This is a genomic window from Mesorhizobium waimense (assembly GCF_003601975.1).
In the GTDB taxonomy this organism is placed as follows: Bacteria; Pseudomonadota; Alphaproteobacteria; order Rhizobiales; family Rhizobiaceae; genus Mesorhizobium; species Mesorhizobium waimense.
This window is the reverse complement of record NZ_QZWZ01000021.1, coordinates 1-24,389: the sequence shown is the minus strand read 5'-3', so window position 1 is coordinate 24,389 and position 24,389 is coordinate 1. Positions and strand designations below refer to the sequence as shown.

21 protein-coding genes and 1 pseudogene are annotated in these 24,389 nt (G+C 63.0%); 12 read left to right on the top strand and 10 right to left on the bottom strand.

From position 1 onward, the window contains the following. The first annotated feature begins 25 nt into the window (after positions 1-25). The gene (locus D3227_RS24095) at positions 26-913 is read left to right on the top strand and encodes a ParB/RepB/Spo0J family partition protein (RefSeq protein ID WP_120016782.1); all 888 of its coding nucleotides are present in this window, start codon (positions 26-28) and stop codon (positions 911-913) included. Positions 914-1,084: 171 nt separating this feature from the next. Here D3227_RS24095 and holA read toward each other — a convergent pair whose 3' ends face one another. Continuing rightward, a complete protein-coding gene (gene holA / locus D3227_RS24090; protein ID WP_120016781.1) occupies positions 1,085-2,128 on the bottom strand; it encodes a DNA polymerase III subunit delta in 1,044 nt (347 codons plus the stop codon). A 489-nt stretch (positions 2,129-2,617) separates the two neighbouring features. On the opposite strand from holA, the gene D3227_RS24085 reads away from it, so the two are divergent. From D3227_RS24085 to D3227_RS24060, 5 genes are all read left to right on the top strand, one after another. Continuing rightward, complete coding sequence (locus D3227_RS24085; protein ID WP_120016780.1) at positions 2,618-3,850, top strand: 3-methyl-2-oxobutanoate dehydrogenase (2-methylpropanoyl-transferring) subunit alpha; 1,233 nt, start codon at positions 2,618-2,620, stop codon at positions 3,848-3,850. Positions 3,851-3,852: 2 nt separating this feature from the next. Continuing rightward, a complete protein-coding gene (locus D3227_RS24080) occupies positions 3,853-4,866 on the top strand; it encodes an alpha-ketoacid dehydrogenase subunit beta (RefSeq protein WP_120016779.1) in 1,014 nt (337 codons plus the stop codon). A 14-nt stretch (positions 4,867-4,880) separates the two neighbouring features. Next, positions 4,881-6,203, top strand: coding sequence for a dihydrolipoamide acetyltransferase family protein (locus D3227_RS24075; protein WP_120016778.1), 1,323 nt, complete (start codon positions 4,881-4,883; stop codon positions 6,201-6,203). Between the two features lie 256 nt (positions 6,204-6,459). Further along, positions 6,460-7,857, top strand: coding sequence for a dihydrolipoyl dehydrogenase (gene lpdA, locus D3227_RS24065; protein ID WP_120016777.1), 1,398 nt, complete (start codon positions 6,460-6,462; stop codon positions 7,855-7,857). Between the two features lie 63 nt (positions 7,858-7,920). Then, positions 7,921-8,787 carry a glycosyltransferase gene (locus D3227_RS24060; RefSeq protein WP_120016776.1) on the top strand — a complete coding sequence of 289 codons (867 nt, stop codon included), beginning with the start codon at positions 7,921-7,923 and terminating at the stop codon, positions 8,785-8,787. Positions 8,788-9,011: 224 nt separating this feature from the next. Here D3227_RS24060 and D3227_RS24055 read toward each other — a convergent pair whose 3' ends face one another. Further along, a complete protein-coding gene (locus tag D3227_RS24055; protein ID WP_120016775.1) occupies positions 9,012-10,115 on the bottom strand; it encodes a saccharopine dehydrogenase family protein in 1,104 nt (367 codons plus the stop codon). A 125-nt stretch (positions 10,116-10,240) separates the two neighbouring features. Between D3227_RS24055 and D3227_RS24050 the strand changes: the two genes are divergently transcribed. Further along, positions 10,241-10,669: an Lrp/AsnC family transcriptional regulator gene (locus D3227_RS24050; protein WP_120016860.1), complete on the top strand. Its 429-nt coding sequence runs from the start codon at positions 10,241-10,243 to the stop codon at positions 10,667-10,669. Between the two features lie 238 nt (positions 10,670-10,907). On the opposite strand, the gene D3227_RS24045 is transcribed toward D3227_RS24050, so the two are convergent. The 5 genes from D3227_RS24045 to D3227_RS24025 all read right to left on the bottom strand — a co-directional run bounded on the left by D3227_RS24045 (position 10,908) and on the right by D3227_RS24025 (position 17,233). After that, a complete protein-coding gene (locus D3227_RS24045; protein WP_120016774.1) occupies positions 10,908-12,953 on the bottom strand; it encodes an aldo/keto reductase in 2,046 nt (681 codons plus the stop codon). Positions 12,954-13,011: 58 nt separating this feature from the next. After that, on the bottom strand, positions 13,012-14,097 hold the full coding sequence (locus D3227_RS24040; RefSeq protein ID WP_120016773.1) for an ABC transporter ATP-binding protein: 1,086 nt from the start codon (positions 14,095-14,097) through the stop codon (positions 13,012-13,014). Positions 14,098-14,108: 11 nt separating this feature from the next. After that, a complete protein-coding gene (locus D3227_RS24035) occupies positions 14,109-14,945 on the bottom strand; it encodes a carbohydrate ABC transporter permease (protein WP_120016772.1) in 837 nt (278 codons plus the stop codon). Beyond that, positions 14,942-15,802 carry a carbohydrate ABC transporter permease gene (locus tag D3227_RS24030; protein WP_120016771.1) on the bottom strand — a complete coding sequence of 287 codons (861 nt, stop codon included), beginning with the start codon at positions 15,800-15,802 and terminating at the stop codon, positions 14,942-14,944. Before D3227_RS24030 ends, D3227_RS24035 begins: the two co-directional genes overlap by 4 nt. 162 nt (positions 15,803-15,964) lie before the next feature. After that, positions 15,965-17,233 carry an ABC transporter substrate-binding protein gene (locus D3227_RS24025; protein ID WP_120016770.1) on the bottom strand — a complete coding sequence of 423 codons (1,269 nt, stop codon included), beginning with the start codon at positions 17,231-17,233 and terminating at the stop codon, positions 15,965-15,967. A gap of 106 nt (positions 17,234-17,339) precedes the next feature. Between D3227_RS24025 and D3227_RS24020 the strand changes: the two genes are divergently transcribed. The 3 genes and pseudogenes from D3227_RS24020 to D3227_RS24010 all read left to right on the top strand — a co-directional run bounded on the left by D3227_RS24020 (position 17,340) and on the right by D3227_RS24010 (position 20,006). Continuing rightward, on the top strand, positions 17,340-18,224 hold the full coding sequence (locus D3227_RS24020) for a helix-turn-helix domain-containing protein (protein WP_120016769.1): 885 nt from the start codon (positions 17,340-17,342) through the stop codon (positions 18,222-18,224). After that, positions 18,225-19,140 (top strand): annotated as a pseudogene (locus D3227_RS24015) (phytanoyl-CoA dioxygenase family protein). Positions 19,141-19,526: 386 nt separating this feature from the next. Further along, positions 19,527-20,006 carry a methyltransferase family protein gene (locus D3227_RS24010; protein WP_342634010.1) on the top strand — a complete coding sequence of 160 codons (480 nt, stop codon included), beginning with the start codon at positions 19,527-19,529 and terminating at the stop codon, positions 20,004-20,006. 257 nt (positions 20,007-20,263) lie between these two features. On the opposite strand, the gene D3227_RS24005 is transcribed toward D3227_RS24010, so the two are convergent. Further along, positions 20,264-20,488, bottom strand: a complete 225-nt coding sequence (locus tag D3227_RS24005; RefSeq protein ID WP_245451852.1) for a hypothetical protein — start codon at positions 20,486-20,488, stop codon at positions 20,264-20,266. A 517-nt stretch (positions 20,489-21,005) separates the two neighbouring features. On the opposite strand from D3227_RS24005, the gene D3227_RS23995 reads away from it, so the two are divergent. Next, positions 21,006-21,257 (top strand): hypothetical protein, encoded by a 252-nt coding sequence (locus D3227_RS23995; protein ID WP_120016766.1) that lies wholly within the window; start codon positions 21,006-21,008, stop codon positions 21,255-21,257. A gap of 576 nt (positions 21,258-21,833) precedes the next feature. After that, entirely contained in the window at positions 21,834-22,082 is a 249-nt protein-coding gene (locus D3227_RS23990; RefSeq protein WP_120016765.1) for a hypothetical protein, read from the top strand. A 509-nt stretch (positions 22,083-22,591) separates the two neighbouring features. Here D3227_RS23990 and D3227_RS23985 read toward each other — a convergent pair. Then, positions 22,592-22,837, bottom strand: coding sequence for a DUF982 domain-containing protein (locus D3227_RS23985; protein WP_120016859.1), 246 nt, complete (start codon positions 22,835-22,837; stop codon positions 22,592-22,594). 112 nt (positions 22,838-22,949) lie between these two features. Beyond that, the gene (locus tag D3227_RS23980) at positions 22,950-23,249 is read right to left on the bottom strand and encodes a DUF1236 domain-containing protein (RefSeq protein WP_120016764.1); all 300 of its coding nucleotides are present in this window, start codon (positions 23,247-23,249) and stop codon (positions 22,950-22,952) included. Positions 23,250-24,389: the final 1,140 nt, after the last annotated feature.

Sequence of the window (24,389 nt, the reverse complement as noted above, 5' to 3'; positions counted from 1 at the left end):
GATACCGTAACGATCTGGACAGATTATGACTGAAGACCTTTCTAGAAAAAGACTGGGCCGCGGACTGGCGGCGCTGATCGGCGAAATCGATCGTCCGGCGATCCCGGAAAAACAGAGCCCGGCGGCCGACGGCAAGGTGCCGATCGAATTTGTCAGCCCGAACCCGAAGAATCCGCGCCGCCATTTCGGCGAGGCCGAGCTCGCCGATCTTGCCCAGTCGATCCGCGAGCACGGCGTGGTGCAGCCGGTGGTGGCGCGACCGTCGCCGACTCAAGCCGGCCGTTACGAGATCATCGCCGGCGAGCGGCGCTGGCGCGCGGCGCAACGCGCCGGCCTGACCGAAATCCCGATCATCGTCCGCGACGTCAACGACCGCACGGCGCTCGAACTGGCGATCATCGAAAACGTCCAGCGTGCCGACTTGAACCCGGTCGAGGAAGCGCAGGGCTATCAGCAATTGATCGACGAGCACGGCTATACCCAGGCCGATCTCGGCCAGGTGATCGGCAAGAGCCGCAGCCATGTCGCCAACACGCTGAGGCTGTTGAAGCTGCCCGCCGTCATCCACGACATGCTGGTCGATGGCGCGTTGTCGGCGGGCCACGCCCGCACGCTGGTCACGGCCGAGGATCCGGCGGGGTTGGCCAAGCGGATCGTCGAGGAAGGGCTTTCAGTGCGCCAGGCCGAGGCGCTGGCGCAGATGCCGGCCGGTCCCACGCCGGCCAAGACCAAGGCGGCACCGAGCACGCCGGGGAAGGATCCCGACACGCTGGCGCTGGAAAAGCTGATGACCGACACGATCGGCATGATCGTCTCGATCGAGCACAAGGAGCGCGGCGGCGTGCTCCGTGTGAATTATCGGACGCTGGATCAGCTTGATGAATTGTGCCGGCGGTTGAAGCAGGAGCGGTAGGTTGCTAAGATGCCAAGGTGTTTAGCCGGCAAATAATCTTCTGGCTTAAGATCAAGCGCGGACTGGCCAGGGCTGGCGATTGCCAGCCCTTTCTCTTTTTGCAACGCTGGGGATTGGCGAAATCGCCGAGGCTGCCAATCTCCCCCCTTGTGGGGGAGATTGGCTGATCTCCTACCGTTGCGCCAGTCGATTGCTCTCCACCGCAATGCCAAGCAGTGCTTGCCGTGCGAGTGCCACCGAAAGATCCGGCCGACGCCGCGTCTGCAGCACAGCAGTCTGCAGTCGGTTCAACGCCCGCCCCAGCGCTTCAACGTTCCAACGCTCCAGCGCCTTTTCCACCAGCTTGCGCCGGGAGAAAAACACCGGCGGGCGGGCTGCGGCAACCACCGCTGCCGCGTTGCGGCCGCCTGCTTCCATCTGGCCGCGCATGGCCTGGATCGCCTGCAATTGCCGCATTGCCGACGACAGCACCAGAAAGGGCTGGCCGCCGGACTGGCAATGGCGGGTGAAGGCGGTGTCGAAGTCGCCGATCTTGCCCTCGAGCAAAGCATCGACGGCGTCGTCGAAGGAGGCGCCGGAGACATCGCCGGACATCGCCCTGACGTCGTCGAGGCCGATCTCCTTCTGGCCATGGGCATAGAGAACCAGCTTCTCGATCTCGCCGCGCGAGGCCAGCCGATCGCCGCCGAGATTGCGGCGCAGCGCCTGTCTGGCCTCCATCGTCATCGACATGCCGGCCTTGCGCAATTCATCGTCGATGACGCCATCGATATCCCTGGCCTCGTCGGCGTAGCAGGGCAGGGCCATGGCATTGTCCGCCGCCTCGACCACGGCGCGCAGGCCGACGCCCTTCTTCAGATCGCCCGCCTCGATGAGAATGATCGCATCCGGCGCGGGCTCCGATGTCAGCGCCTTGACGTCATCGGCCAATGCCTTCTGGCCGCTGGCGTTGCGGACCCAGAGCAGGCGCCGGTCCGAAAACATCGGCACGGTGCGGGCCTCGTCAAGCAAGCGGCCTTCGTCGCGGTCGACCTCCGAACCGTCAAGCCGGACCACCGAGAACGGATCGTCGAGCGGCAGGCCGGTCTTGACGGCAAAAGCCTTCGCACGCTCGGCGACCAGGCCGCGGTCGGGACCGTAGAGCAGGACGATCGAGATGCGCGGCTCCGGCCGCGCCAGCCAGGAATCGACCTCGTAAGCTTTCTTCTGTGCCATGATTGCTGGTTAGCATGGCAAGGGAGCGGAGTGAACGGAGAGTAATCTCCCCCCTCGTGGGCCCACGTGGGGAGATGTCCGGTAGGACAGAGGGGGCCCCTGTCCTACCGACCTATCAATCAAAACCAATTGCGCCCCCGGCTGATCGCAGGTCGGGCTAGGTTGGCGTTCCTTCACGCCCCCCTCTGCCCTGCCGGGCCCACAAGGGGGGAGATTGGCAGCTTCGGCCGCGGCGCTAACCACCCCAATCCGCAAATTGCCTTATCTGGCGGGAAACCCGGCGCAATCTTGCCCCAAATTGCGCGTCGCGGCCGAAGTTAGATAGGAAATTTCGGCCGCGTGTCGTCATTTTAAGCCGCAGCGAGGGGGTGTCGCCTGGCTGAGGCTAGGCGGCAGCAGACCAATCAAAAAACGTACCCGACGAATTGGCACTGGTCTGGCGGCGAGGATGTGCAAATATCCTGCCGGCAACATTGGAGGACGAAGGTCATGGCCGATGCTGGAATGTTGCGCTTCCATGTTCCCGAACCGGAGGTGCGGCCGGGCGGGACGCCTGACTTCTCCAACGTGCCCATCCCCAAGGCGGGTTCGGCCCCGCGCCCCGAGATCGATGTCGATCCGCGCACCGTCCGCGACATGGCGTTTTCGATCATCCGGGTGCTGAACCGCGACGGCGAAGCGGTCGGGCCGTGGGCCGGGCTGCTTTCCGACGAGGAGTTGCTCGAGGGCCTGCGCCACATGATGACATTGCGCAGCTTCGACGCGCGCATGCAGATGGCGCAGCGCCAGGGCAAGACCTCGTTCTACATGCAGCATCTGGGCGAAGAGGCGGTTAGTTGCGCCTTCCGCAAGGCGCTCGCCGACGGCGACATGAATTTTCCAACCTACCGGCAAGCCGGGCTGCTCATCGCCGACGGCTATCCGATGGTCACGATGATGAACCAGATCTATTCCAACGAAGCCGATCCGCTGAAGGGAAGGCAGCTGCCGATCATGTATTCGTCGAAAGAGCATGGCTTCTTCTCGATCTCCGGCAATCTGGCGACGCAATACATCCAGGCTGTCGGCTGGGCGATGGCTTCGGCGATATCGAACGATTCCAAGATCGCTGCCGCCTGGATCGGCGACGGCTCGACCGCCGAGTCCGACTTTCATTCGGCGCTGGTGTTCGCCTCGACTTACAAGGCGCCGGTCATTCTCAACGTCGTCAACAACCAGTGGGCGATCTCGACTTTCCAGGGCATCGCGCGCGGTGGCTCCGGCACCTTTGCCGCACGCGGGCTCGGCTTCGGCATCCCGGCGTTGCGCGTCGACGGCAATGACTATCTCGCCGTCCATGCCGTGGCCAAATGGGCGGCGGAGCGGGCGCGCAAGAATCTCGGGCCGACGCTCATCGAATATGTCACCTACCGGGCCGGCGCGCATTCGAGCTCGGACGATCCGTCCGCCTACCGGCCCAAGACCGAATCCGACGCTTGGCCGCTCGGCGATCCGGTGGTCAGGCTGAAGAACCATCTGATCCAGCGCGGCGTCTGGTCGGACGAGCGCCATGCCCAGGCCGAAGCCGAAATCCTCGAGACGGTGATCGCCGCGCAGAAGGAGGCCGAGAGCCACGGAACGCTGCATGCCGGCGGCAAGCCGTCGACGCGCGACATGTTCGAAGGCCTTTACGCCGAGATGCCGCCGCATCTCAGGCGCCAGCGCCAGCAGGCGGGGGTCTGACCATGCCAAGACGGACGATGATCGAGGCAATTCGTGATGCCATGGACGTGTCGATGGCGCGCGACGAACGCGTCATCGTGTTTGGCGAGGATGTCGGCTTCTTTGGCGGCGTCTTCCGCTGCACGCAAGGTCTGCAGGCCAAGTACGGCAAAAGTCGCTGCTTCGATGCGCCGATCAACGAGTCTGGTATTGTCGGTTCGGCCATCGGCATGGCGGCCTACGGGCTGAAGCCCTGCGTCGAGATCCAGTTTGCCGACTACATGTACCCGGCCTACGACCAGCTGACGCAGGAAGCGGCGCGGCTGCGCTACCGTTCGAATGGCGATTTCACCTGTCCGATCGTGGTCAGGATGCCGACCGGCGGCGGCATTTTTGGCGGCCAGACGCACAGCCAGAGCCCGGAAGCGCTGTTCACGCATGTATCCGGCCTGAAGACCGTTGTGCCGTCCAACCCGCATGACGCCAAGGGGCTTTTGATCGCGGCGATCGAGGATCCCGATCCGGTGATCTTCCTCGAGCCGAAACGGCTCTATAACGGCCCGTTCGACGGCCATCACGACCGTCCGGTGACGCCGTGGTCGAAGCATGAGCTTGGCGAAGTCGCAGACGGCCACTACACGGTCCCGCTCGGCAAGGCGGTCATCCGCCGGCCGGGTTCGGCTGTCACCGTGCTGGCCTACGGCACCATGGTCTATGTCGCGCAGGCCGCGGCCGAGGAAACCGGCATCGATGCCGAGATCATCGATCTCAGGACCTTGCTGCCGCTCGATCTCGACACCATCGTCGCCTCGGTGAAGAAGACCGGGCGCTGCGTGGTCGTGCACGAAGCGACGCTGACGTCGGGCTTCGGTGCCGAACTCTCGGCGCTGGTGCAGGAGAATTGTTTCTATCACCTCGAAGCGCCGGTCGCGCGCGTTGCCGGTTGGGACACACCCTATCCGCATGCGCAGGAGTGGGACTATTTCCCCGGCCCAGCCCGGGTCGGCCGCGCCTTGCGCGAAACATTGGAAGCCTAGGGGAGGCCTGACAAATGGGCGAACACATCATCAAGCTGCCCGATGTCGGTGAAGGCGTCGCCGAGGCCGAGCTGGTCGAGTGGCATGTTAAGGTCGGCGACCTCGTGCGCGAGGACACGGTGCTCGCCGCCGTCATGACCGACAAGGCGACGGTCGAAATCCCGTCGCCCGTCGATGGCGAGATCCTGTGGCTCGGCGCCGAGATCGGCGACACGGTGGCGATCGGCTCGCCTATCGTGCGGCTGAAAGTGGCCGGCGAGGGCAATGTGAAGCCGGAGAGCAGCCCGGCAGCAGAAACCATCAAGGTCGAACCTCCGGCGAAGCTCGCAACACCGAAGCCCGAGGCCGCAACGCCAGCTCAGAAGGCATCACCGGCGGCTGGCGAGGCGAAAGCGAGACCGGCGCCATCTCCGGCCAGTCCGAAAAGCACGACCCGGAGTACCGTCTCAGGTGCGCCGCGTGCCGAAGGCGAAAAACCGTTGGCGTCGCCCGCCATCCGCTTACGGGCAAGAGAGGCCGGCATCGACCTGCGCCAGGTCGCAGGCAGCGGTCCGGCCGGCCGCATCAGCCATGAGGACATCGAGGCCTTCCTGGCGCGCGGACCGCAGGTCGCGAGGATATCCGGCCTTGCCCGCAACGATGCTGTCGAAGACATCAAGGTCATCGGGCTCCGGCGCAAGATCGCCGAGAAGATGACGCTCGCCAAATCGCGCATCCCGCATATCACCTATGTCGAGGAGATCGACGTCACCGCGCTCGAAGACCTGCGGGCGGCGCTCAACAAGGAGAAGCGCGCAGACAGGCCGAAATTGACGCTGCTGCCGTTCCTGATGCGGGCGATGGTCAAGTCGATTGCCGACCAGCCCAACCTCAACGCGTTGTTCGACGACGAGGGGGGCATCATCCACCAGCATGGCGGCGTGCATATCGGCATTGCCGCGCAGACCCCGTCGGGGCTGGTGGTGCCGGTGGTCAAGCATGCCGAAGCGCGCGACATCTGGGAGTGCGCCGCCGAGCTCAACCGGCTGGCCGAGGCGGCCAAGTCGGGCACGGCGACGCGCGACGAGCTTTCCGGCTCGACCATAACCATCACCTCGCTCGGCGCCATGGGCGGCGTGGCGACGACGCCAGTGATCAACCATCCGGAAGTGGCGATCATCGGCGTCAACAAGATGATGGTGCGGCCGGTGTGGGACGGGACCCAGTTCATCCCGCGCAAGATGATGAACCTGTCGTCCAGCTTCGACCACCGCGTCATCGATGGCTGGGATGCCGCCGTGTTCGTCCAGCGCATCAAGACGCTGCTGGAAACGCCGGCGCTGATTTTTGTGGATTAGTGGGAACGATCGAGATGCTGGCGGGACAGCGCCCCCCTTTGCCTTGCCAGGCATCTCCCCCACAAGGGGGGAGATCGGACGTCACGCCGGCTTTCGCCAATCTTCAGCATGGAGCAGTGAACGGGGCGCCAAAGCAGCCAATCTCCTCCCTCGTGGGGGAGATGTCCGGCAGGACACAGGGGCGCGAAGGGACGCTACAGAACGTTCTTTCTGAGCCACGGCATTATCCTGCGCGGCGACGAGATGGGGTATCAACATGAAAGAAATCTCCTGCAAGCTGCTCGTCATCGGTGCCGGTCCCGGCGGCTATGTGTGCGCCATCCGTGCCGGCCAGCTCGGCGTCGATACGGTGATCGTCGAAGCCGGCAGGCCCGGCGGCACCTGCCTCAATGTCGGCTGCATCCCGTCCAAGGCGCTGATCCATGCGGCAGAAGAATTCGAGAAGGTCGCGCATATGGCCGGCGGCAAGAGCCCGCTCGGCATTTCGGTCGGCGCGCCGACGCTCGATCTGACAAAAGCGGTCGCCTGGAAGGATAGCATCGTTAGCCGGCTGAACAGCGGTGTTGCCGGCCTGCTCAAGAAGGCCAAGGTCAAGACCGTGCACGGTTGGGCGACGTTCCGCGATGGCAAGACCGTCGAGGTCGAGACCGAGACCGGGACGCAGGTGATCCGGGCAGAGGCGGTGGTGATCGCCACCGGCTCTGCGCCGGTCGAGCTGCCGTTCCTGCCGTTCGGCGGACCGGTGATTTCGTCCACGGAAGCGCTGGCGCTGAGCGAGGTGCCGAAGAGGCTCGCCGTAGTTGGTGGCGGCTATATCGGGCTGGAGCTCGGCATCGCTTTCGCCAAGATGGGTGCCGAGGTCACCGTGGTCGAAGCCTTGCCGCGCGTGCTGGCGCAGTATGATGCCGAGCTGACGCGGCCGGTGGTGAAGCGGCTGGCCGAACTCGGCATCGAGGTGATGCTAGGTGCCAAGGCCAAGGGGCTGTCGACCAAGGGCGATGCACTGCTGGTCGAAACGGCGGACGGCAAGAACTCCAAACTCGCCGCCGACAAAATCCTGGTCACGGTTGGCCGCAAACCGGTGACCGAAGGCTGGGGCCTCGAGCAGATCGACCTCGACATGGTGGGAAAGTTCATCCGCATCGACGACCAGTGCCGCAGCTCGATGCGCGGCATCTTCGCCATCGGCGACGTCACCGGCGAGCCGATGCTGGCGCACCGGGCGATGGCGCAAGGCGAAATGGTCGCCGAGGTCGTCGCCGGCCAAAAGCGTAGCTGGGATAAGCGGGCGATCCCGGCGGTCTGCTTCACCGATCCGGAGCTGCTGACAGCCGGCCTGTCGCCGGAAGAGGCCAAGGCGCTTGGTGGCGAGATCAAGATCGGGCTGTTTCCCTTCGCCGCCAACGGCCGCGCCATGACGAAGCTTGGCGAAGATGGATTTGTTCGTGTTGTCGCTCGCGCCGATAATCATCTGGTGCTCGGCATCCAGGCGGTCGGTCAGGGCGTGTCGGAACTGTCGACGGCCTTCGGCCTGGCACTCGAAATGGGCGCGCGGCTGGAGGATATCGCCGGCACCATCCACGCGCATCCAACACAGGGCGAAGGGTTCCAGGAGGCGGCGCTGAAGGCGCTCGGGCATGCACTGCATATTTAGCTGCGGCGGCTATGTTGGGCTGATCGATTGCGTAAGGGGACAGACTGGTGTCTTTCCGTGGCTATGGAACTGAAGAAATACATTGCGATTCGCTACAACGCCCCCACCGGTTTCAAACCGAGCCAGTGGAACGGAGAGGGCCGCGCCAATCTCGATCCCGTATGGCTGGTCGAGCGGCTGGCGTTGTTTGATGGATATTGCGCGCCGTCTCTCGAAGCCCAGTCGCTGAAGGACTTTACCGTCCTGATCGCCTTCGATGCCGACACGCACGAGAACTATGTTCGGACTGTCTGCAATTGCGTGGCCGGTATCGACGTCAGGCCGGTTCTCGTCGAAGCGCATGAGACCTACAGTCTTTGCTTCAACGCGTTCGTCCAGGGCGACACGGATGCCGAGTTCGTTTCACTGACGCGGCTCGACAGCGATGACGCGCTGGCGCCGGGCTTCATGGAGCGGATCGACTATTATGCGCGCCGGGAGATCGAAAAAGGCGCGGTGAGCCAGCAGCCGCTATATATCGCCTTTCCGGACGGCCAGAATTTCGACACGGCGACCGGCCGCTATACGCACCACGAGTATGTCACGTCGGCGTTCGGCACCCTGGTCGAGAAGCGATCAGCCGAAATGAAAGGTGTCTATAGCGACCACCATGCCAAGATGGCGACGCGCTTCAACACCGTCGTGGCGGCCTCGAAGGACGCGCAATGGTGCATCGTCATTCATGACAACAATGCCGCCAATGTGCTCAGGGGCAAGCCGGTCGCGGAGCCGTCCTTCACCGTGGGTCGACCTGGCATCGAGATCGAAAGGCGGGAGCCCCTGCGAAAGGAGAGGCCGCCGCAACTGTCTTACACTTCAGCCAAGGCCTCGCGAACCGCGGGAAACTTTATCCGGTTTCTCTTGGGTCGTCCCATGATCCTGCGCAAGTGAGGGTATCGGGCGCGATACCCGCGATACCGCCATCCCTTCGTCATCCTCGGGCATGACCCGAGGATCCATGCCGTGATCTTCGCCGACGAATGCGGCGGAGAGGATGCTGCACTGGGGCAACGCTTCAATGTAACGGCATGGATCCTAGGGTCTGCGCCGCGTCGCTTCGCTCCTTGCTTCGCCCCAGGATGCGAAAGCGCGGGGCTTCAGGGGCGATAAATATATCAGCTCGCCAGCCGGCTAACCATCTCGTGCTGCGCATAGGCGCGGCCGAAGCGGTTGGCGAGGAAGGCGTCGAGGGCGATGTCCTCCTGCTTGACGAAGCCTGTCGCCGGCAGGCTGCCGTCGGCCAGCATGTCGAGCACGGCGCAGATGCCGGAGGCCGTGGTGATCTGGATGGCGCTGCGCACCACCTGGCCGACGCGTTGGCTGTAGATCTTGTTGGCATAGGTCTCCTGCAACAGGCGGCCGTTCCTGAGCCCGCTGACGGTGACGAAGACGATGACCACGTCCTGCAGCGTCGACGGCAGGGCGCTTTCAAAGATGTCCTTCAGCACGTCGCGGCGGTGGCGCAGGCCGAGGTCGTTGAGCAGCGCCTTCATGATCGCGGCGTGGCCGGGATAGCGGATGGTGCGGTAGTTCAGCGTGCGCACCTTGCCCTTCAGCGTTTCGGCCAAAGTGCCCAGCCCGCCTGAAGTGTTGAACGCCTCGTAGGTGACGCCATCGAGCGAGAATTCCTCGCGCTCTTCCAGCGGCGGCACTTCGATCAGCTCGCCCTCGACGATGGCCTCGCAGGGCTCGCAATATTCGTTGATGACGCCGTCGGTGCTCCAGGTCAAATTGTAGTTCAGCGCGTTCGACGGGTATTGCGGCAGGGCGCCGACGCGCATGCGCACGCTCTCCAGCGTGTCGAAACGGCTGGCGAGATCATTGGCGACGATCGAGATGAAGCCCGGCGCCAGGCCGCATTGCGGGATGAAGGCGCTCTTGCCGGAGCGAGCCAGTTCCTTGACCCTCCGGGTGCTGACAACATCCTCGGTGAGGTCGAGATAGTGCACGCCGACGGTTGCCGCGGCCTCGGCGATGCGGGTGGTCAGATGGAAGGGTGCTGCACTAAGTACCGCGAAGGCGCCGTCCAGTGCTGCTTCGAGGGCGCCGGGGGCGGCGATGTCGAGCTCCAGCGTCGCAACCGTGGCCGGCAGTTCGGCCGTGGCAAACTGCGCCGCCGCGCGGTCGACGAGGGTGACATGATAGTCGCCGGTCGCGGCGAGCATTTCGGCAATGGTCGAGCCGATCTTCCCGGCGCCGACGACAACAATTTTCTTCATGACCGGTTCCCTCGCCCGAAAGTTAATAGCGAGGGGTAGAATCGCAGCTTGCCTGTCGAAAGGAAGCGTGGAATTGTTCGGAATGAAATGGCTACTTGCGCAATATGCCGACAAGGTTCGTCGAAATGATCAGTGATGCCGAACAGGCTCTGCTTTCCCTGCTGCGTACCAACGCTCGCGCCTCGACCGCCGAACTGGCGCGCCAGCTCGGTGTGTCGCGTACGACCGTGCAGAGCCGCATCGAGCGGCTGGAGCAGCGCGGCATCATCGCCGGCTATGGTGTGCGGCTTTCGCCGGACTACGAGCAAGGGCTGGTGCGGGCGCATGTGCTGCTCACCGTGACGCCCAAGCTTGCCGACAAGGTGGTGCGCAGCCTGCAGGCCTTGCCGCCGGTCAGGACGCTGCATTCGGTGAGCGGCAATTTCGACATGATCGTCATCGTCGACGCGCCGTCGATCAGGGACCTGGATTCGCTGCTCGACCAGATCGGCGCCATGGACGGGGTGGAGCGGACGTCGTCGTCGATTATTTTGTCGACAAGGATCGATCGCTAGTTTGGCCCCTGCTCGAGATTGGCGGGGACAGCCGAGCTACCGATCTCCGCCTTGCGGGGGGATGGCCGGCAGGCCAGAGGGGGGTGGGAACGATCGCTAACCTTGGCTGGCTTTCACGCACGAACCTATCTCAACGAGTGATCACCAACCGAGAGGCCGGCGGGACAGCACCCCCTCTGCTTTGCTAGGCATATCGGCCTTCACTTCGGCTTTCGCGAATCTGCGGCGAAGAAGGAAATCAACCAGCGCCGCGCGCCTTGCGTTGCTGCGCACCGCTGTCCAACCACTCCAAATCATCCGGCGAAAGCGCAATATCAAGCGCCTGCAGGCTGTCTTCCAGCTCATCCAGCGTGCGCGGGCCGATCAGCGGGACTGACGGGAAGGGCTGTGCGAGCACATAGGCCAGCGCGACATGGATCGGGCTTTTGCCCAGCCGGTTCGCCAGCTCGATCGCCCGGTCGCGACGGCCGAAATTCCTGTCCGAGTACCAGACCCGCATCAGTTCCTCATTGTCGCGCTTGTCGCGGCCGGCGCGGTCGGTGAAGAAGCCGCGGCCCTGGCTCGACCAGGCGAAGTTCGGCATCTGCCGCGCGGTCAGCCAGGCCTTCCACTGGTCTGTCGAGGAGGTGACGCAACCGGCCCAGATCGGCTCCAGCATCTCGGCCAGCGAGAAATTGTTGGAGAGCGCGCCGGGCTTCTGCTTGCCGGTCTTTTCGGCATAGGCAATCGCCTCGTCCATGCGCGCCATCGTCCAGTTCGAGCCGCCGAACGGGCCGCGGATGCGGCCGGCCTTGACCTCCGCGTCCATGGCGTCGACGAATTCGCCGACCGGCACGTCCGGATTGTCGCGGTGCATGAAATAGATGTCGACATGGTCGGTCTGCAGCCGGTCCAGCGTCTGGGCGAGCTGCTTGCCGATGACATCGGGATAGCAAAGCGGGGAATGCGCGCCCTTGCCGATGACGACCGACTGTTCGCGCACGCCGCGGTTCCTCAGCCACTGGCCGAGCAGCGCCTCGGTGTAGCCGCCGCCATAGACATAGCCGGTGTCGAACAGATTGCCGCCGGCCTCGAAGAAGGCATCGAGCAGGATTGAACCCGAGGAAAACGTACGGAAATCCTCGAAGCCGAGCGCTAGGCGCGAGGCGGGTCGCGGCAGACCGGGAATCCGGCGCTTCGGGATGCTGGTGCCATCGGTGCTGAGCGGCCGGCCCGATATCGTGTTGATGCGTCTTGCCGGTTTCTCGATCTCGTATTCGAGACCGACGGCCGCGCGCCATTTGTCGAGCACGCGCAGCGTGCCGAGGCTGTCGGCCCAGCCCATGCCCGGCCAGGCGAATTCCTGGTTCCCGGCAAGGATAGCGTCGCCGGCGCCATCGACCTCGAAGGAGTAGACATGGCGGGTTTCGTTGACGCTGATGGTCTCGCGGGTCCCGTCGGCCCGGATCAGGTCGATCCTGCCCGGCCCGACGTCGCGGTTGCCACCGGCGAACCAGAAATCCGGCACCTCGATGTGACCTTTGGTGCCGAAGATGCGCAGCACATTGTCCTGCGTCAGCGAGATGCTGCAGGAGATCTCGGCGACGATGCCGCCGGGGAAATGAAGCAGCGCCGAGGCCCATTCATCGACACCGGATTGGCCGAGGTGGGCGGCGCCCGTCACCTTGTCGGGTTCGGCGAAGGGTTTTCCGGATGCCGCGCCGGCAATCAACCTTGCCATGGAGGCCGGATAGCCGCCGACATCCAGAATGCCGCCGCCGGCGAGGTCGTTGGCATAGAGCCGATGCTCCGGCATGAAGCCCGGCATGGCGAAACCGAAGCTCGACTTGATCATGCGGACGTCGCCGATCGCGCCAGACTTGATCAATTCCACCAGATTCAGCGTCTGCGGATGCAGCCGGTACATGAAGGCTTCGCCGAGGAACGTGCCGGCCTTGCGCGCCGCATGGATCATCGCGTCGGCCTCGAAGGCGGTCAGCCCAAGCGGCTTTTCGCACAGCACATGTTTGCCGGCTTCGGCCGCCTTGATCGCCCACTCGGCATGGCCGGGATGCGGTATCGAAATGTAGATGGCGTCGACTTCCGCGTCGTTGAGCAGCGCGTCATAGCCTTCGAGGATGCGAGCGCCGGGGAAGGTCTCGGCAAGGCCTGACTTGCCTGGATTGCGGGCGCCGAGTGCCACAAGCGTACCGGTGCGCGACTGGGCCACGCCGCCGGCAAAGGATTTGGCGATGCTGCCGGGCCCAAGAATGCCCCAGCGAATTTTTCTAGCTTCGGAACTCATTTCAAATCTCCTTGGGGCCGCCTCGACGCGTCGGGTCCGGCAAAGAAAGTTCTGGCGCTTAGCGAATGCGTGCGCCCTTGGTGTCGAAGAGCAGCGCCTTGCCGGCCTTGATCGACACCACCAGATGGTCACCGCTCGCGCGATGCCGCGATGCCTCGCGCTCGATGATCAGTTCTGTGTCGCCGGCATCGGCGTATACATAGCTCACCGATCCCAGATGCTCGGCGACATCGGCCTTGACCGAGATGTCGCAGTCGCCTTGACCGGCATCGAAGAAATGCTCCGGCCGGACGCCAAGCACGACATCGGCGCCGACCGCGGGCGGTGTGGTCTGAAGCGGTTTTTTGAACCGCGCGCCGGCATGGTTCACGAGCTCGATCGTTGCCGCGCCATCGCCGGTCTCAACCACCTTCGCGGCCAAGAAATTCATCTTCGGCGAGCCTATGAAGCCGGCGACGAAGCGGTTGGCCGGGTCGTCATAGAGGTCGAGCGGTGCGCCGATCTGCTCGACATTGCCGGCCTTGAGCACGACGATCCGGTCGGCCAGCGTCATCGCTTCGGTCTGGTCGTGCGTCACATAGATCATGGTGACGCCGAGCTCCTTGTGCAGCCTGGAGATCTCGACCCGCATCTGCACCCTGAGTTCGGCGTCGAGATTGCTCAGCGGTTCGTCGAACAGGAACACCTGCGGTTCGCGCACGATGGCGCGGCCGATGGCGACGCGCTGGCGCTGGCCGCCAGACAATTGTTTCGGCCGCCGCTGCATCAGTTCGTCGATGCAGAGGATCTCGGCGGCGCGTTTCACCCGACGCTCGGTGTCGGCCTTCGGGTTGCCGTTCATCCTGAGGCCGAAGCTCAGATTCTGCTCGACCGTCATGTGCGGATAGAGCGCGTAGGACTGGAAAACCATGGCGATGCCGCGCTCGGCCGCCTCGACGTCGTTCATCACCTTGCCGCCGATGGCGATCTCGCCGCCGCTGATGTCCTCCAGCCCGGCGACCATCCGAAGCAGCGTGGACTTGCCGCAGCCGGAAGGGCCGACGAAGACGACGAACTCGCCATCGGCGATGTCGATGTTGGCGCCATGAATGATCTCGTAGACGCCGAAGCGCTTGACGACATTGCTGAGCGTGACGGCGGCCATCTCGTCCTATCCTATTTGATGGCGCCGGCAGCTATGCCGGCGATGAAATGGCGCTGCAGCAGCACGAAGACGACGAGCATAGGCACCGTCAGCATGACGGCGCCCGCCATGATGCCGCCCCATGACACTTTGGTCAGGCCGATCAGCGTGCCGAGCGCGACCGGCGCGGTCATCGCGCCGGGCTGGCTGTTGATCAAAAGCGGCCAGAGATAATTGTTCCAGGAGGCAAGGAAGAGGATGATGGCGAGCGCCGCCAGCATCGGCCGCGCCAGCGGCAGAGCGACGAACAGGAAGATGCGCCATTCCTTGACGCCTTCGACTCTGGCCGCGTCGAACAGATCGCCCGGCATCATCGAAAAACTCTGCCGCATGAACAGTACGCCGAGCGAATTGAACAGCGGCGGCACGATCAGCGCCACCCAGGTGTTGGCAAGCTGGAAATCGCGCGCCACCATGATGAACTGCGGGATCAGCACCACGGCATAGGGCAGGGTGATGGTGCCAAGGATGATGGCGACCACCACGCCCTTGCCGACGAACTGGTAGCGGGCAAGTGCCCAGCCGGCCATCGACGTCAGCAGCACAGAGAGGAAAGTGTAGGTCACCGCCACCGAGACGGAGATCCCGATGGCGCCGACGAAATTGGTGTCGCGCTGCAGGTTGTTGAAATTTTCGACGAAATTGTCGTGCGGCAGAAGCTCGATGCCGGGGCTGAAGATGCCGTTGTCGGGCATGGTCGAAAACACCACCATCATCCACAGCGGAAACAGCCAGATCAGCGCCAGCGGCGTCAGGAAGAGATGCAGCGCGATGCTGCGGCCGAGCCTTGCTTGCGAACGTGAGCTCATTTCGGCTCCTTCGTCAGCCAGAGCTGCACCAGCGTAATGGCGATCGCCAGCCCGGCCATGGTGTAGGCAACGGCCGAGGCATAGCCGAAATTCAGCGAGCGGAAGCCCTGGCGGTAAAGCAGTAGGCCGAGCGTCTCGGTGCCGCCGCCCGGTCCGCCGCGCTCGGTGATCAGGAACGGCTCGGTGAACAATTGCATGGTGCCGATGATCGACAGCACGGCGCAGAAGACGATGATCGGCTTCAAGAGCGGCAGGGTGATGTAGAAGAACTGCTTGACCTTGCTGACGCGATCCAGCGTCGCTGCTTCATAGACGTCATCCGGGATCGATTGCAGGCCGGCCAGCAGGATGATGGCGTTGTAGCCGGCCCAGCGCCAGGTCACCGCGATCATGATCAGCGCCATCGCCGGCGTGACGTTGGAAAACCAGTCGATGCTGGGCAGGCCGACGCTGTTCAGCAGTTTGTTGATGATGCCGAAATTGAGGTTGAACATCAGCCGGAACACCGCCGAGTACGCGACCTCGCCGACCACGACCGGGGCGAAGAAGGCAAAGCGGTAGAGGCCGCGCGCCTTGAGCAGCGGCGAATTCAGTAGCACCGCCATCACGATCGCCAGCGAGATCATCACCGGCACCTGGATGACGAGGATGAGCAGCGTGTTCTTCAGCGCATTGAAGAAGGCCGGGTCGCCGATCAGCCGGCCCCAGTTGAAGGTCGGGGCCCAGCGCCACGGCACGGTGCGGGTCGCCTGGAAGGAAATCAGGAACGAGCTGATGATCGGCCACACCCAGAAGACCGAGAAGATCAGCAGATAGGGCGCCAGGAAACGATAGGCCGTGGCGTTCTGATAGCGCATCGTTTCCTCCCATTCTTTCGCCTTACGCCTGCTGGGTGGCGTGTTGTTGCTCAGCCTCCGGACGTTTAGCGGCAGCGTCAATTGTCTATGTCAGCGCCGCCCCTCATCCGCCTGCCTGCCCCTTCTCCCCGTATGGTGACGGGGAGAAGGGGAGCTGATCGCTTACTTGATCGGCAGGCCGGTTGCCGAAGCGATCTGGTTCGCGGCATCGTCGAGCGCCGCCTTGGCGTCCGGATAGCCGCCGGCCAGATATTTGGTCTGCACGGCGCGCATGATGATCTCGGCGTCGCTCTGGAACGGCGTGCCGCGGCTCGGCACGACCTTGGGCAGAGTGGCGAGGATGTCCTTCCACACCGCCTGACCGCCCCAGTAGGGCAGGCCTTGCGAAACATAGGGGTCGTCGAGCGCCGAGATCAGCGACGGCACCAGGCCGAAATCCTTCAGCATGGTGATCTGGCCCTCATTGGTCGCCAGCGTGTATTTCAGATAGGCGTAGGCGGCTTCCTTGTTCTTGCTGGCCGAGGTGATGGCTAAAGAGGAGCCGCCGAGATTTGCGGCGCGCGGGCCGTCGGCGGTCAGGCCCGGCATCAGATAGACGCCCCATTTGCCGTTTTCGCCAGCCGATTCGGTGCGGATTGTGCCTTCGTACCAGCCGCCATAGACCTGGGTGGCGACGGTGCCGGCGGTGTTGTTGGTGATCTTGGTGCCCCAGTCAGCCGACGCCATGATGCCGGCGTCCTTCATGTCCTTGATCTTGGCCAGCGTATCGACGCATTTGGGCTGGTTGACCGTGATCGACTGCCCGTCGGCGGCGAAATAGGCGCAGCCCTGTTCGTTGGCGATCATGCGGAAGAATTCGGTGTCGCCGTTGAAATCGGCGTTGGTCATGGTCACGCCCGGATTGGCGGCCTGGATCTTCTTGCCGGCGGCGATGAAATCGTCCCAGGTCTTGATCGAGGCAGGATCGACGCCGGCCTTTTCATAGAAGTCGCGGCGGTAGAAGGCGGCGACCGGGCCGGAATCCCAAGGCATCGCATAGGCCTTGTCGCCGACTTCGAGCTCGGTGCGCTTGAAGTCGGGGAATTTTTTCTGGTCCTCGGCGGTGTAGCCGAGCGTGTGGAGGTCGACGAAGCAGTCGGGGAACTGGCTCCAGTAGTTCTCGGCCTCGCCATTCTCGACCGAGACGATATCCGGCAGGCCGACGCCGCCGGCGGCGCAGCCGGCAATCGATTTATCATAGGTCGGCTGGTTGCCGAGGTCCTCGACGGTCACCTTGATATCGGGGAATTGCTTGTTGAACCCGGCGACGGTGGCCTTCAGCGACGAAGCCGCGATGTTCCAGCTCCAGATCGTGATTTCGCCGGATTGCGCCATGGCCGGGCCGGAGCCCAGGGCAAGCGCGAGCACGGCGCAGGTCAGTATGGTGCGCATTGAAATCCTCCCATTTCATTTGCTCTCTTTTGGTGAGCGTGGCTACATTAGGCAGCGCGGAAGGCTTGTCCCCGACAAAGGGAATAAGAAATTGGCGGAAAGTAAGATGCCGGAGAGGCCGTTTTATCAGCCTGGCGCCAGCAGCGTGGAGGGCCTGCCGCTCTTGCTGCAGATGTTCCACACGCAGCCCCTGGTGATGCTCAAGTCGCATTGGCATGCCCAGGTCGAGGTGAATTTCATCGTCCGCGGCAGCGTGCACTACCGCATGAACGATCATGAGATTTCGCTGTCGGCCGGCGACATGTGCCTGTTCTGGGGCGGCCTGCCGCACCAGATGGACGATCTCAGCGACGATGCCGTCTATGCCGGCGCGCATCTGCCGCTGGTGCATTTCTTCCGGCTGCATTTGCCCACCGATGTCCGGCATCGGCTGATGACCGGCGCGACACTGGTGAGCAATGCCACCGATCAGTCGGACGACGACAATTTCGAGCGCTGGAACCGCTATGTCCGCTCGGGCGATCCGGCGAAAGCCGAGCATGCCGTTAATGAGCTGCTGCTCAGGCTGGAGCGGATGCGCTTTGAGCCTTACTGGCTGGTGCCCGAAAATCCGGTCGGGCAGGCAGCCGGCAGCCCCTTCGACCAGCAATCCTCGCGCAATGTCGGGCGCATGTGCGACTTCATCGCCGAAAACTTCCTCTACGAGATCGACTGCGTGAACATCGCCGGGGCGGCGGACATCCACCCGAAATACGCCATGAACATCTTCAAGAAGTCGACCGGCATGACGCTCAACGAATATGTCAACCTGCTGCGGCTGAGCTACGCCCAGGCGCTGCTGATGCATGAAGACGCCAATGTGCTGCGCGTGGCCATGGACTCGGGCTTCGGGTCGCTGAGCGCCTTCAACAAATCGTTCCGCAAGCTCGCCGGCATGTCGCCATCGGATTTTCGGCGCGAGCGCGCGAATGCCGGATACTCCGTCCTCTAGATGTTCGGACCTCGAGCCGTCGCGCCGGTCAACCTCGTCGCCAATGGCAAGACTCTGTCGAGCGCGCCCGATCGGCTCGGCCATCTCGTGCCGACCGATCCGGCTGTCGGCGTCGCGGCAATCCGCGCACTCTACGAGGCAAAAGGCTATGTCTGGCTGAAGGGTTTTCTCAGCCGGGCCGATGTCATCGATTTCCGCGGCTGGGTGTTTTCCCGCCTGGCCGATACCGGGCTGATCGAGCCCGGCTCGGATCCTGCCTTGGGCATCGCGGCCGACGGCATGCTCGACAAGAGCCTCGCCGACCGTCGGCTGATGTCGCTGGTGCGTTCGGCCGCCTATGAGGGCTTTTGCGCCCAGCCGCACCTTTCCGGCTTCATGGACCAGTTTCTCGGCGGCCTGTCTTATCTGCACAAGCGCAAGCTCATGCGGTTCACGCAGCCCGGAACGCCGACCGCAACCCCGGCGCACTACGATCTGGTCTATCTGCGCGGCGGCACGAGCCGCGTGGTCACCGCCTGGATACCCATCGGCGACACGTCCATCGAGATGGGTGGCCTTGCCTATCTGGAAGGCTCTCATGCGATCGGGACGGCGATGGAGGCCCGGTTCGAAAAGTCCAATGCCGCTGTTGCGCCTGAGGAGCGGATCAGCGCCTTCAATCGCAACCATGACCGAGGGCGGCTGGGTGTCCAAGGATCTTCCCTACATGGCCGAGCGCTTCGACACGCGATGGCTGGTCGCCGACTACGAGGCCGGCGACGTGGTGCTGCACTCACCCTTCATGATCCACGCTTCCACGACCAATCAAAGCGCCGACAGGCGCATCCGCCTTTCGACCGATATCCGCTACCAGAATGTCGACGACGAGATCGATGCCCGCTGGAACAATCACTGGAGCCTCGACGACATGCTCTGAGTGACCGGCGCGCCGGGAAAGCGACGGTCAGGCCGGGATGGCGATCCTCGAGCGTGACCGATGCGCCATGCAGGTCGGCGATCGCCGGCACGAGACTGAGGCCCAGGCCGCACTCTGTCTCGCCGCTTACAAGTTCGTAAGAATGGCCAAGATCCCGCGCAGGTACCTCGCCATGCGAAACGGCTAATGGATGGCGTCGGGCTATCTCCACCGACCCCGGACTTGCGGACATACGATGAGCGACGCGTCCCTCAAGCCGGCGGTGAAGGTGTTCGAGCAGCACAAACGCCTGGTCGTCGTACAGGTCGCGGCAGTCGTCGCCGTTGTCTCGCTGCTTTTGCGAAGCCATTCCTCGGCGAGGGCTCGAACGGGCACGAAATCGTCGAATGCTCGGTGTCGGATTTGTTCTCGTCTGCTTCTTCGGGCGTCTGTGGAGCATCCTCTATGTCGGTGGCAAGAAGAACGCCGAACTGATTTCGGCGGGACCATTTTCGGTCACCCAGAACCCGCTCTACTTCTTCTCCACCGTCGGAGCGACAGGTGTTGGATTGATGTACGGGTCCGTGCTGGCCGCCGCGGCCTTGGGTCTGGCCAGCTTCGTCGTCTTCAGGGTCACGGCGCGCAAGGAAGCCCAGTTCCTGCTCGGAAAGTTCGGCCCGGCCTATAGCGCCTATACGGAGCGCACGCCGCGGTTCTGGCCGAACCCGTTGCTCTACAACGACCAGGCCGAGCGCCAGTTTTCGACGCGCACCTTGAAGCGGACGTTCCGGGACGGGCTTTATTTCCTAGCCTTGTTCCCGATCATCGAGCTGGCCGAGCAATTGAGGAACAGCGGCGTGCTGCCGGTGTTTTTCACCCTCTATTGATCATTGGCCTGTACGCGGCGCGCCGAACGCTATGCGACAGGATGGCCAGGCAGCCGACCAGCAGCAGCAGGCCGCCGAGCGGCGGCAGAGCCAGCAGCTTTACCGCCGCGGTGATTTCGGCAAACCAACGCCAGCAGCGCCAGACTGCCGTCGTCGACGGAACATGCCGACGAGTTCCTTGAGCAAAAGACGGACGAGTTTCGCCGGGCGAGGCAGCTAGGCCGGTTGGGCCAGTCGCCCCTGGGCGGCCGGATGGTTCAACCCGCGCGGACGCTGTCAGTACTGACGGGATCGATCTTCGACAGACGTTCCCTCGCCTCGACCACACGCCTTTGCTCGGACCTTATCCGGCTGCACAACGCGATGTTGATTCCGACGCCGCAATCCTCGTCCAGCAACTCATTCGCGCGCTTCAGAGAATTCTCGGCTCGTTTCACGCGCTGTCTGGCCTTTGCCAATTCCAAGTTCAAGAGATCAACCATTTTCCCGCACTCGTCGCAGTCCCTTCGATTGTTAACCGGCGTCGATCCCATTTGTTCCGATTTCACCTAAGCATCCACCAAACGGTGGCGGCACACAGCAAAAACACGAGCGCGGCACACGCGATCAATATACCTCTTCGCGTTTGCCACCTTGGCGGCTCAGCCGGCATAAGCCTGAACTGCCGGGCATGCTCCGTAGCGATTTTCAGCAAGGCGGCAGCCGTCTCGCGCGGCGTCCAGCCCTGCGCTTCTGAGGCAGTCACCAGCGCTGCGAATGCGGCTTCCATGGCGACTTCACAGTTGGCCTCCCGATCTGGGCTACCCTTTGGCAATAAGGGTGGTTCAACGGCTTTGGACATGCACACAAAGCGGCTCGCGCATGAAAGGTTCCTGAGACCATGTTCAAAACGGGCGGCGCCGGTGCAGCGCACCCCAAGGAGCCCCCGTTGCACCGGCCATTACTAGGGCCGGTCGAATAGGCTACAATGCAAGGGCGCAGGACAAGAACGACTAAGCCATGACGCCCTATTCCGCCGAAATCGAACGGGTCGAACAGCACATCCGCGAGATTGAGCAGCGATTAGCGCGTCAGCTTGAGGTGGTGGCTCACGCAGAGGAAACCGGGCAGTCGATAGATAGCGCGCGCACCTTCCTATTGTTTCTCAAGCAAACGTTGGGCCTGAGCCGCGATCATCTAGCCCGGCTTCTGGCGGATGAGGCTATGGTTACCAGATGGCCGAGTCAAAGCTCCGAACCGCCAACGGAGTGATAAGCTTTAGGCAAGCAGGAAGGCAGCCAGAACGACCGTAAGGAGAAGCGAGGCGGGCACTGCAAGAAGCCACCGAGCCTCCATAATGCTGTTCTGCCGATCGTCCATGCCTTCGCTCCTTTATCGCTGAGTTAAAGGCTCCAGCGCACCTCCCACCGACGCTGGAGCCTCCGCCGTACTCGCTCAACCGCCGTTAGCGGGAGCCGGTTCTGGGTTGCCGGGGCCGGTGCGGAAGCCGGGGCTGCCGGCTCAGGTGCCGAAGATGTTGCTGGCGCCTCGACCTTCGGTGCCTCCACCCCCTGAATTTACAACAGTTGGTCCGTCAGCCATGACGTCCTCCCCTCTAGGTTCACTGGATGCAAACGGAGCCTCAAGGCATTCGTTCCGCCTGTGGGCTACGGTCCTATGAGGGTCCGACTGAAGTCTCAGCTTCAGCGGCAAAGGCCTTAGGGTGGAAACCGATGCCTCGCCAAGACATTGGAATGGACTGCCGAGTATGAAGTCCTTCATCGGCGGTCAACCTCGGTGCCCGCTGTTGTCCCCCGGCGGCGGGCACCGATTTAACGAGGCCGATGTGTGAACCATATCTCGTCGCGCGATCAAAACGTTGATGATGCCGTATGCCAAGCTGCAAACGACAATCATACCCCTGACGCCAGTGAGTGCTCCATCCTTGATCTCATCCCAAGTGAAGCTGATTTCGCTGACATCTCCAGGCGAGCGGAGCGCTTGGGCATTGCCGTGGTTATCGGAATGGCCGTCTGCTGGTTGCTCGTTGCCGCGGTCGTCTATTTGGTCCTGATCCCTGGGGTTCTTCGAGGCTGAGGATCGTGAGGACGTGACCAAATGGCCCAGTGGCCTATGCCACTGATACCTCCCGGAAATCCTGCGGCGAGGCGTGTCGCAAGCCTTCCTCGCTGCGCAGATGTTTGCGGCCGTTGACGAGGTTACCGCGCCAGACGCAAGCGTTCTATCTCAACCGGATTTGACTCGGAGTTCATCCGATATGTCGGCTCGGGCCATGGCCATTTTGGCAAATTAGCAAAGATGCGCGAATGGCCTATGGATAAGCCAGCCGGCGAAACTACCCCCTCTATCGCCGGTTAGGCCCGGCGGCCGACCCCACACCCAGCCACGACCGCTGGGCCGCTCCGGTGTTAAGTTCGACTCCGCGATGCCAGGATCAGCAGAAACCGGACCCTGGTCCCGCTTGCGGAGCGGGCCGCCGACAGCACATCATTTTAAAACCCGGCTGGCCTCGCAATTCCGGTCGGTCAAGGCCCGCCGTGCTTGGCGCCACCGGCGCGCTGGGCCATTTTACTCAGTCGTCCTCCTCAATGCGTGGCAGGAGGCGGCCATCGTCTATGGCACAACCTGAAGCACCTCCTGGCCGCCTGCGGTGTCGCCTCACCGGCCAGAGCGGCGATGCAAACGCGTGCCGCTCGGTTCCAATGAGCGCCACGCCTGGTCCATGTCAGGAGTTCCTCGGAAGCAGCTTGTACACTGCTGATCAGACGACGGTGACCGGCATTGGTCTTCACAGGGACCTTAGGGGTGAACCAGAGTAGGGACGGGCGCATTTTCAAGGCGGGGGATCGTCCGATCTCGCGGTTCAACATTGGCGGCTCCTCCTCTTAATTGAAAGCCCGCCGCTCATTTCTGTGCGGCGGGCTTTCAGCAAAAGCGCTTGGCTCATTCGTAAACTTTGATGATCTTGCGCGTGCCCGGATCCACGAGGACTGTTCGGTTGTCGATAACGACGTAGCGGTATTGCACGTCGGGGACTTCACGAAGCTCGACCGTATCGGGCAGAGCCGTGCCTATATTGAGCTCCACCCCAGGAAGCGTCACTGAAGCCAGGGGCTGCTTCTTCACATATTCCCGGATGACGGTTTCCTGTTCCGGCTGAATGATCACGGTGTCGGCGGCGGCCGCACCGATACCGGCGAGCAGCAAAACCCCCGCAGCGGCCGCGGTGAGATGGATTCTCATAGTTTCCTCCTAGTGGTGTGAGTTGCGCCAGACGACATCGTCTTCACGCCAGAAGCTCCCCCAACGCCAGGCATTTGCGAACGTTCCCTGGCAGGGCCTTCGGTCTGAATCGGTGTGGGACCTTTGTGCAGTTGTCAGGCGCAATAGGCCACTGCATGGGCGGCGGCCGGAACCGCGATTGCCGGTATTTCGTTGCACGCCACAAGCGTATGGAGGAACTCATGGAGAAGAGTGTCGACCAGGCCCGCTGGTTACTCGCACCGATGTTCGCGGTCGCCATCATGTTCTTGGCGATTGGAATAGCGCTTGGCTAAATTCCAAGATGACACAAGAACAATTTGAATGGAATCTGCGCAGTCTAGTCCCTTCCTGCGCCGATAGGGTTCGCGAGCCGCCACTGGCGGTTTGTGAACCCTCAATTTGCACCGTGCGCAATGCCTGCCATGGCAGGCCGCGCACTTGTTTCATGAGTTGCTAAGACTGGGAGGCCTTCTATGGATCGGCGATCATTCTTGACGGCAATGTTTGGTGTTGCGGGGGCAGCGGCCCTTGCCAGCGCGGTTCGACCACTCAATGCGGTGGCCGGGGTTCCTAATGTCGGCCCCGGCATTCTCGATGAGCTCGACGCGCCGGATACGGAGCCTTTCGACGACGATGGCACGCAGGCGGATCTGGAGCCTGTCTATCATCGCCACTGGCACCGCCGCCAATATCGCCGCCGCAGGCGCCGCGTCTGGAGACGGTACTGCCGCAGCTATTGGCGCTATGGCTACCGGCGCAGGCGGTGTTATCGCCGGCGTGTCTGGATCCGATTTGGATTTTAGCGGTTAGCTGCTTGATCTTGCCTCGGTGGTTTGTTCCTCCCGGGCAAGAACGGCAACACGCTCGAAGCCCCGCGCAACTCGAATTTGATTCAATGCCGCATGGTTGTTTCGGTTTTCGTTGGCTCTCGCTTGAATTAGTGCGGTGGAACATTAGCCGACGGCCATTGTTCTCTTTACATCGCATGAGAGGGTAATTACCCACCCTTTCGATGCGGCACGGTGCGTCGTCACTCGTCGTCGATGTCCGGGTACTGCGGGGGAGCCTTGCCGATCTTGCTGACGATCCTCTGGTAATTGGCATCGGGCTGCGCCTGCC

Excerpts from the sequence above, each read along its gene's own strand:
- D3227_RS24095 (WP_120016782.1), top strand. The coding sequence starts at position 26 with ATGACTGAAGACCTTTCTAGAAAAAGACTGGGCCGCGGACTGGCGGCG.
- holA (WP_120016781.1), bottom strand. The coding sequence starts at position 2,128 with ATGGCACAGAAGAAAGCTTACGAGGTCGATTCCTGGCTGGCGCGGCCG.
- D3227_RS24085 (WP_120016780.1), top strand. The coding sequence starts at position 2,618 with ATGGCCGATGCTGGAATGTTGCGCTTCCATGTTCCCGAACCGGAGGTG.
- D3227_RS24080 (WP_120016779.1), top strand. The coding sequence starts at position 3,853 with ATGCCAAGACGGACGATGATCGAGGCAATTCGTGATGCCATGGACGTG.
- D3227_RS24075 (WP_120016778.1), top strand. The coding sequence starts at position 4,881 with ATGGGCGAACACATCATCAAGCTGCCCGATGTCGGTGAAGGCGTCGCC.
- lpdA (WP_120016777.1), top strand. The coding sequence starts at position 6,460 with ATGAAAGAAATCTCCTGCAAGCTGCTCGTCATCGGTGCCGGTCCCGGC.
- D3227_RS24060 (WP_120016776.1), top strand. The coding sequence starts at position 7,921 with ATGGAACTGAAGAAATACATTGCGATTCGCTACAACGCCCCCACCGGT.
- D3227_RS24055 (WP_120016775.1), bottom strand. The coding sequence starts at position 10,115 with ATGAAGAAAATTGTTGTCGTCGGCGCCGGGAAGATCGGCTCGACCATT.
- D3227_RS24050 (WP_120016860.1), top strand. The coding sequence starts at position 10,241 with ATGATCAGTGATGCCGAACAGGCTCTGCTTTCCCTGCTGCGTACCAAC.
- D3227_RS24045 (WP_120016774.1), bottom strand. The coding sequence starts at position 12,953 with ATGAGTTCCGAAGCTAGAAAAATTCGCTGGGGCATTCTTGGGCCCGGC.
- D3227_RS24040 (WP_120016773.1), bottom strand. The coding sequence starts at position 14,097 with ATGGCCGCCGTCACGCTCAGCAATGTCGTCAAGCGCTTCGGCGTCTAC.
- D3227_RS24035 (WP_120016772.1), bottom strand. The coding sequence starts at position 14,945 with ATGAGCTCACGTTCGCAAGCAAGGCTCGGCCGCAGCATCGCGCTGCAT.
- D3227_RS24030 (WP_120016771.1), bottom strand. The coding sequence starts at position 15,802 with ATGCGCTATCAGAACGCCACGGCCTATCGTTTCCTGGCGCCCTATCTG.
- D3227_RS24025 (WP_120016770.1), bottom strand. The coding sequence starts at position 17,233 with ATGCGCACCATACTGACCTGCGCCGTGCTCGCGCTTGCCCTGGGCTCC.
- D3227_RS24020 (WP_120016769.1), top strand. The coding sequence starts at position 17,340 with ATGCCGGAGAGGCCGTTTTATCAGCCTGGCGCCAGCAGCGTGGAGGGC.
- D3227_RS24010 (WP_342634010.1), top strand. The coding sequence starts at position 19,527 with ATGCTCGGTGTCGGATTTGTTCTCGTCTGCTTCTTCGGGCGTCTGTGG.
- D3227_RS24005 (WP_245451852.1), bottom strand. The coding sequence starts at position 20,488 with ATGGTTGATCTCTTGAACTTGGAATTGGCAAAGGCCAGACAGCGCGTG.
- D3227_RS23995 (WP_120016766.1), top strand. The coding sequence starts at position 21,006 with ATGACGCCCTATTCCGCCGAAATCGAACGGGTCGAACAGCACATCCGC.
- D3227_RS23985 (WP_120016859.1), bottom strand. The coding sequence starts at position 22,837 with ATGCGCCCGTCCCTACTCTGGTTCACCCCTAAGGTCCCTGTGAAGACC.
- D3227_RS23980 (WP_120016764.1), bottom strand. The coding sequence starts at position 23,249 with ATGAGAATCCATCTCACCGCGGCCGCTGCGGGGGTTTTGCTGCTCGCC.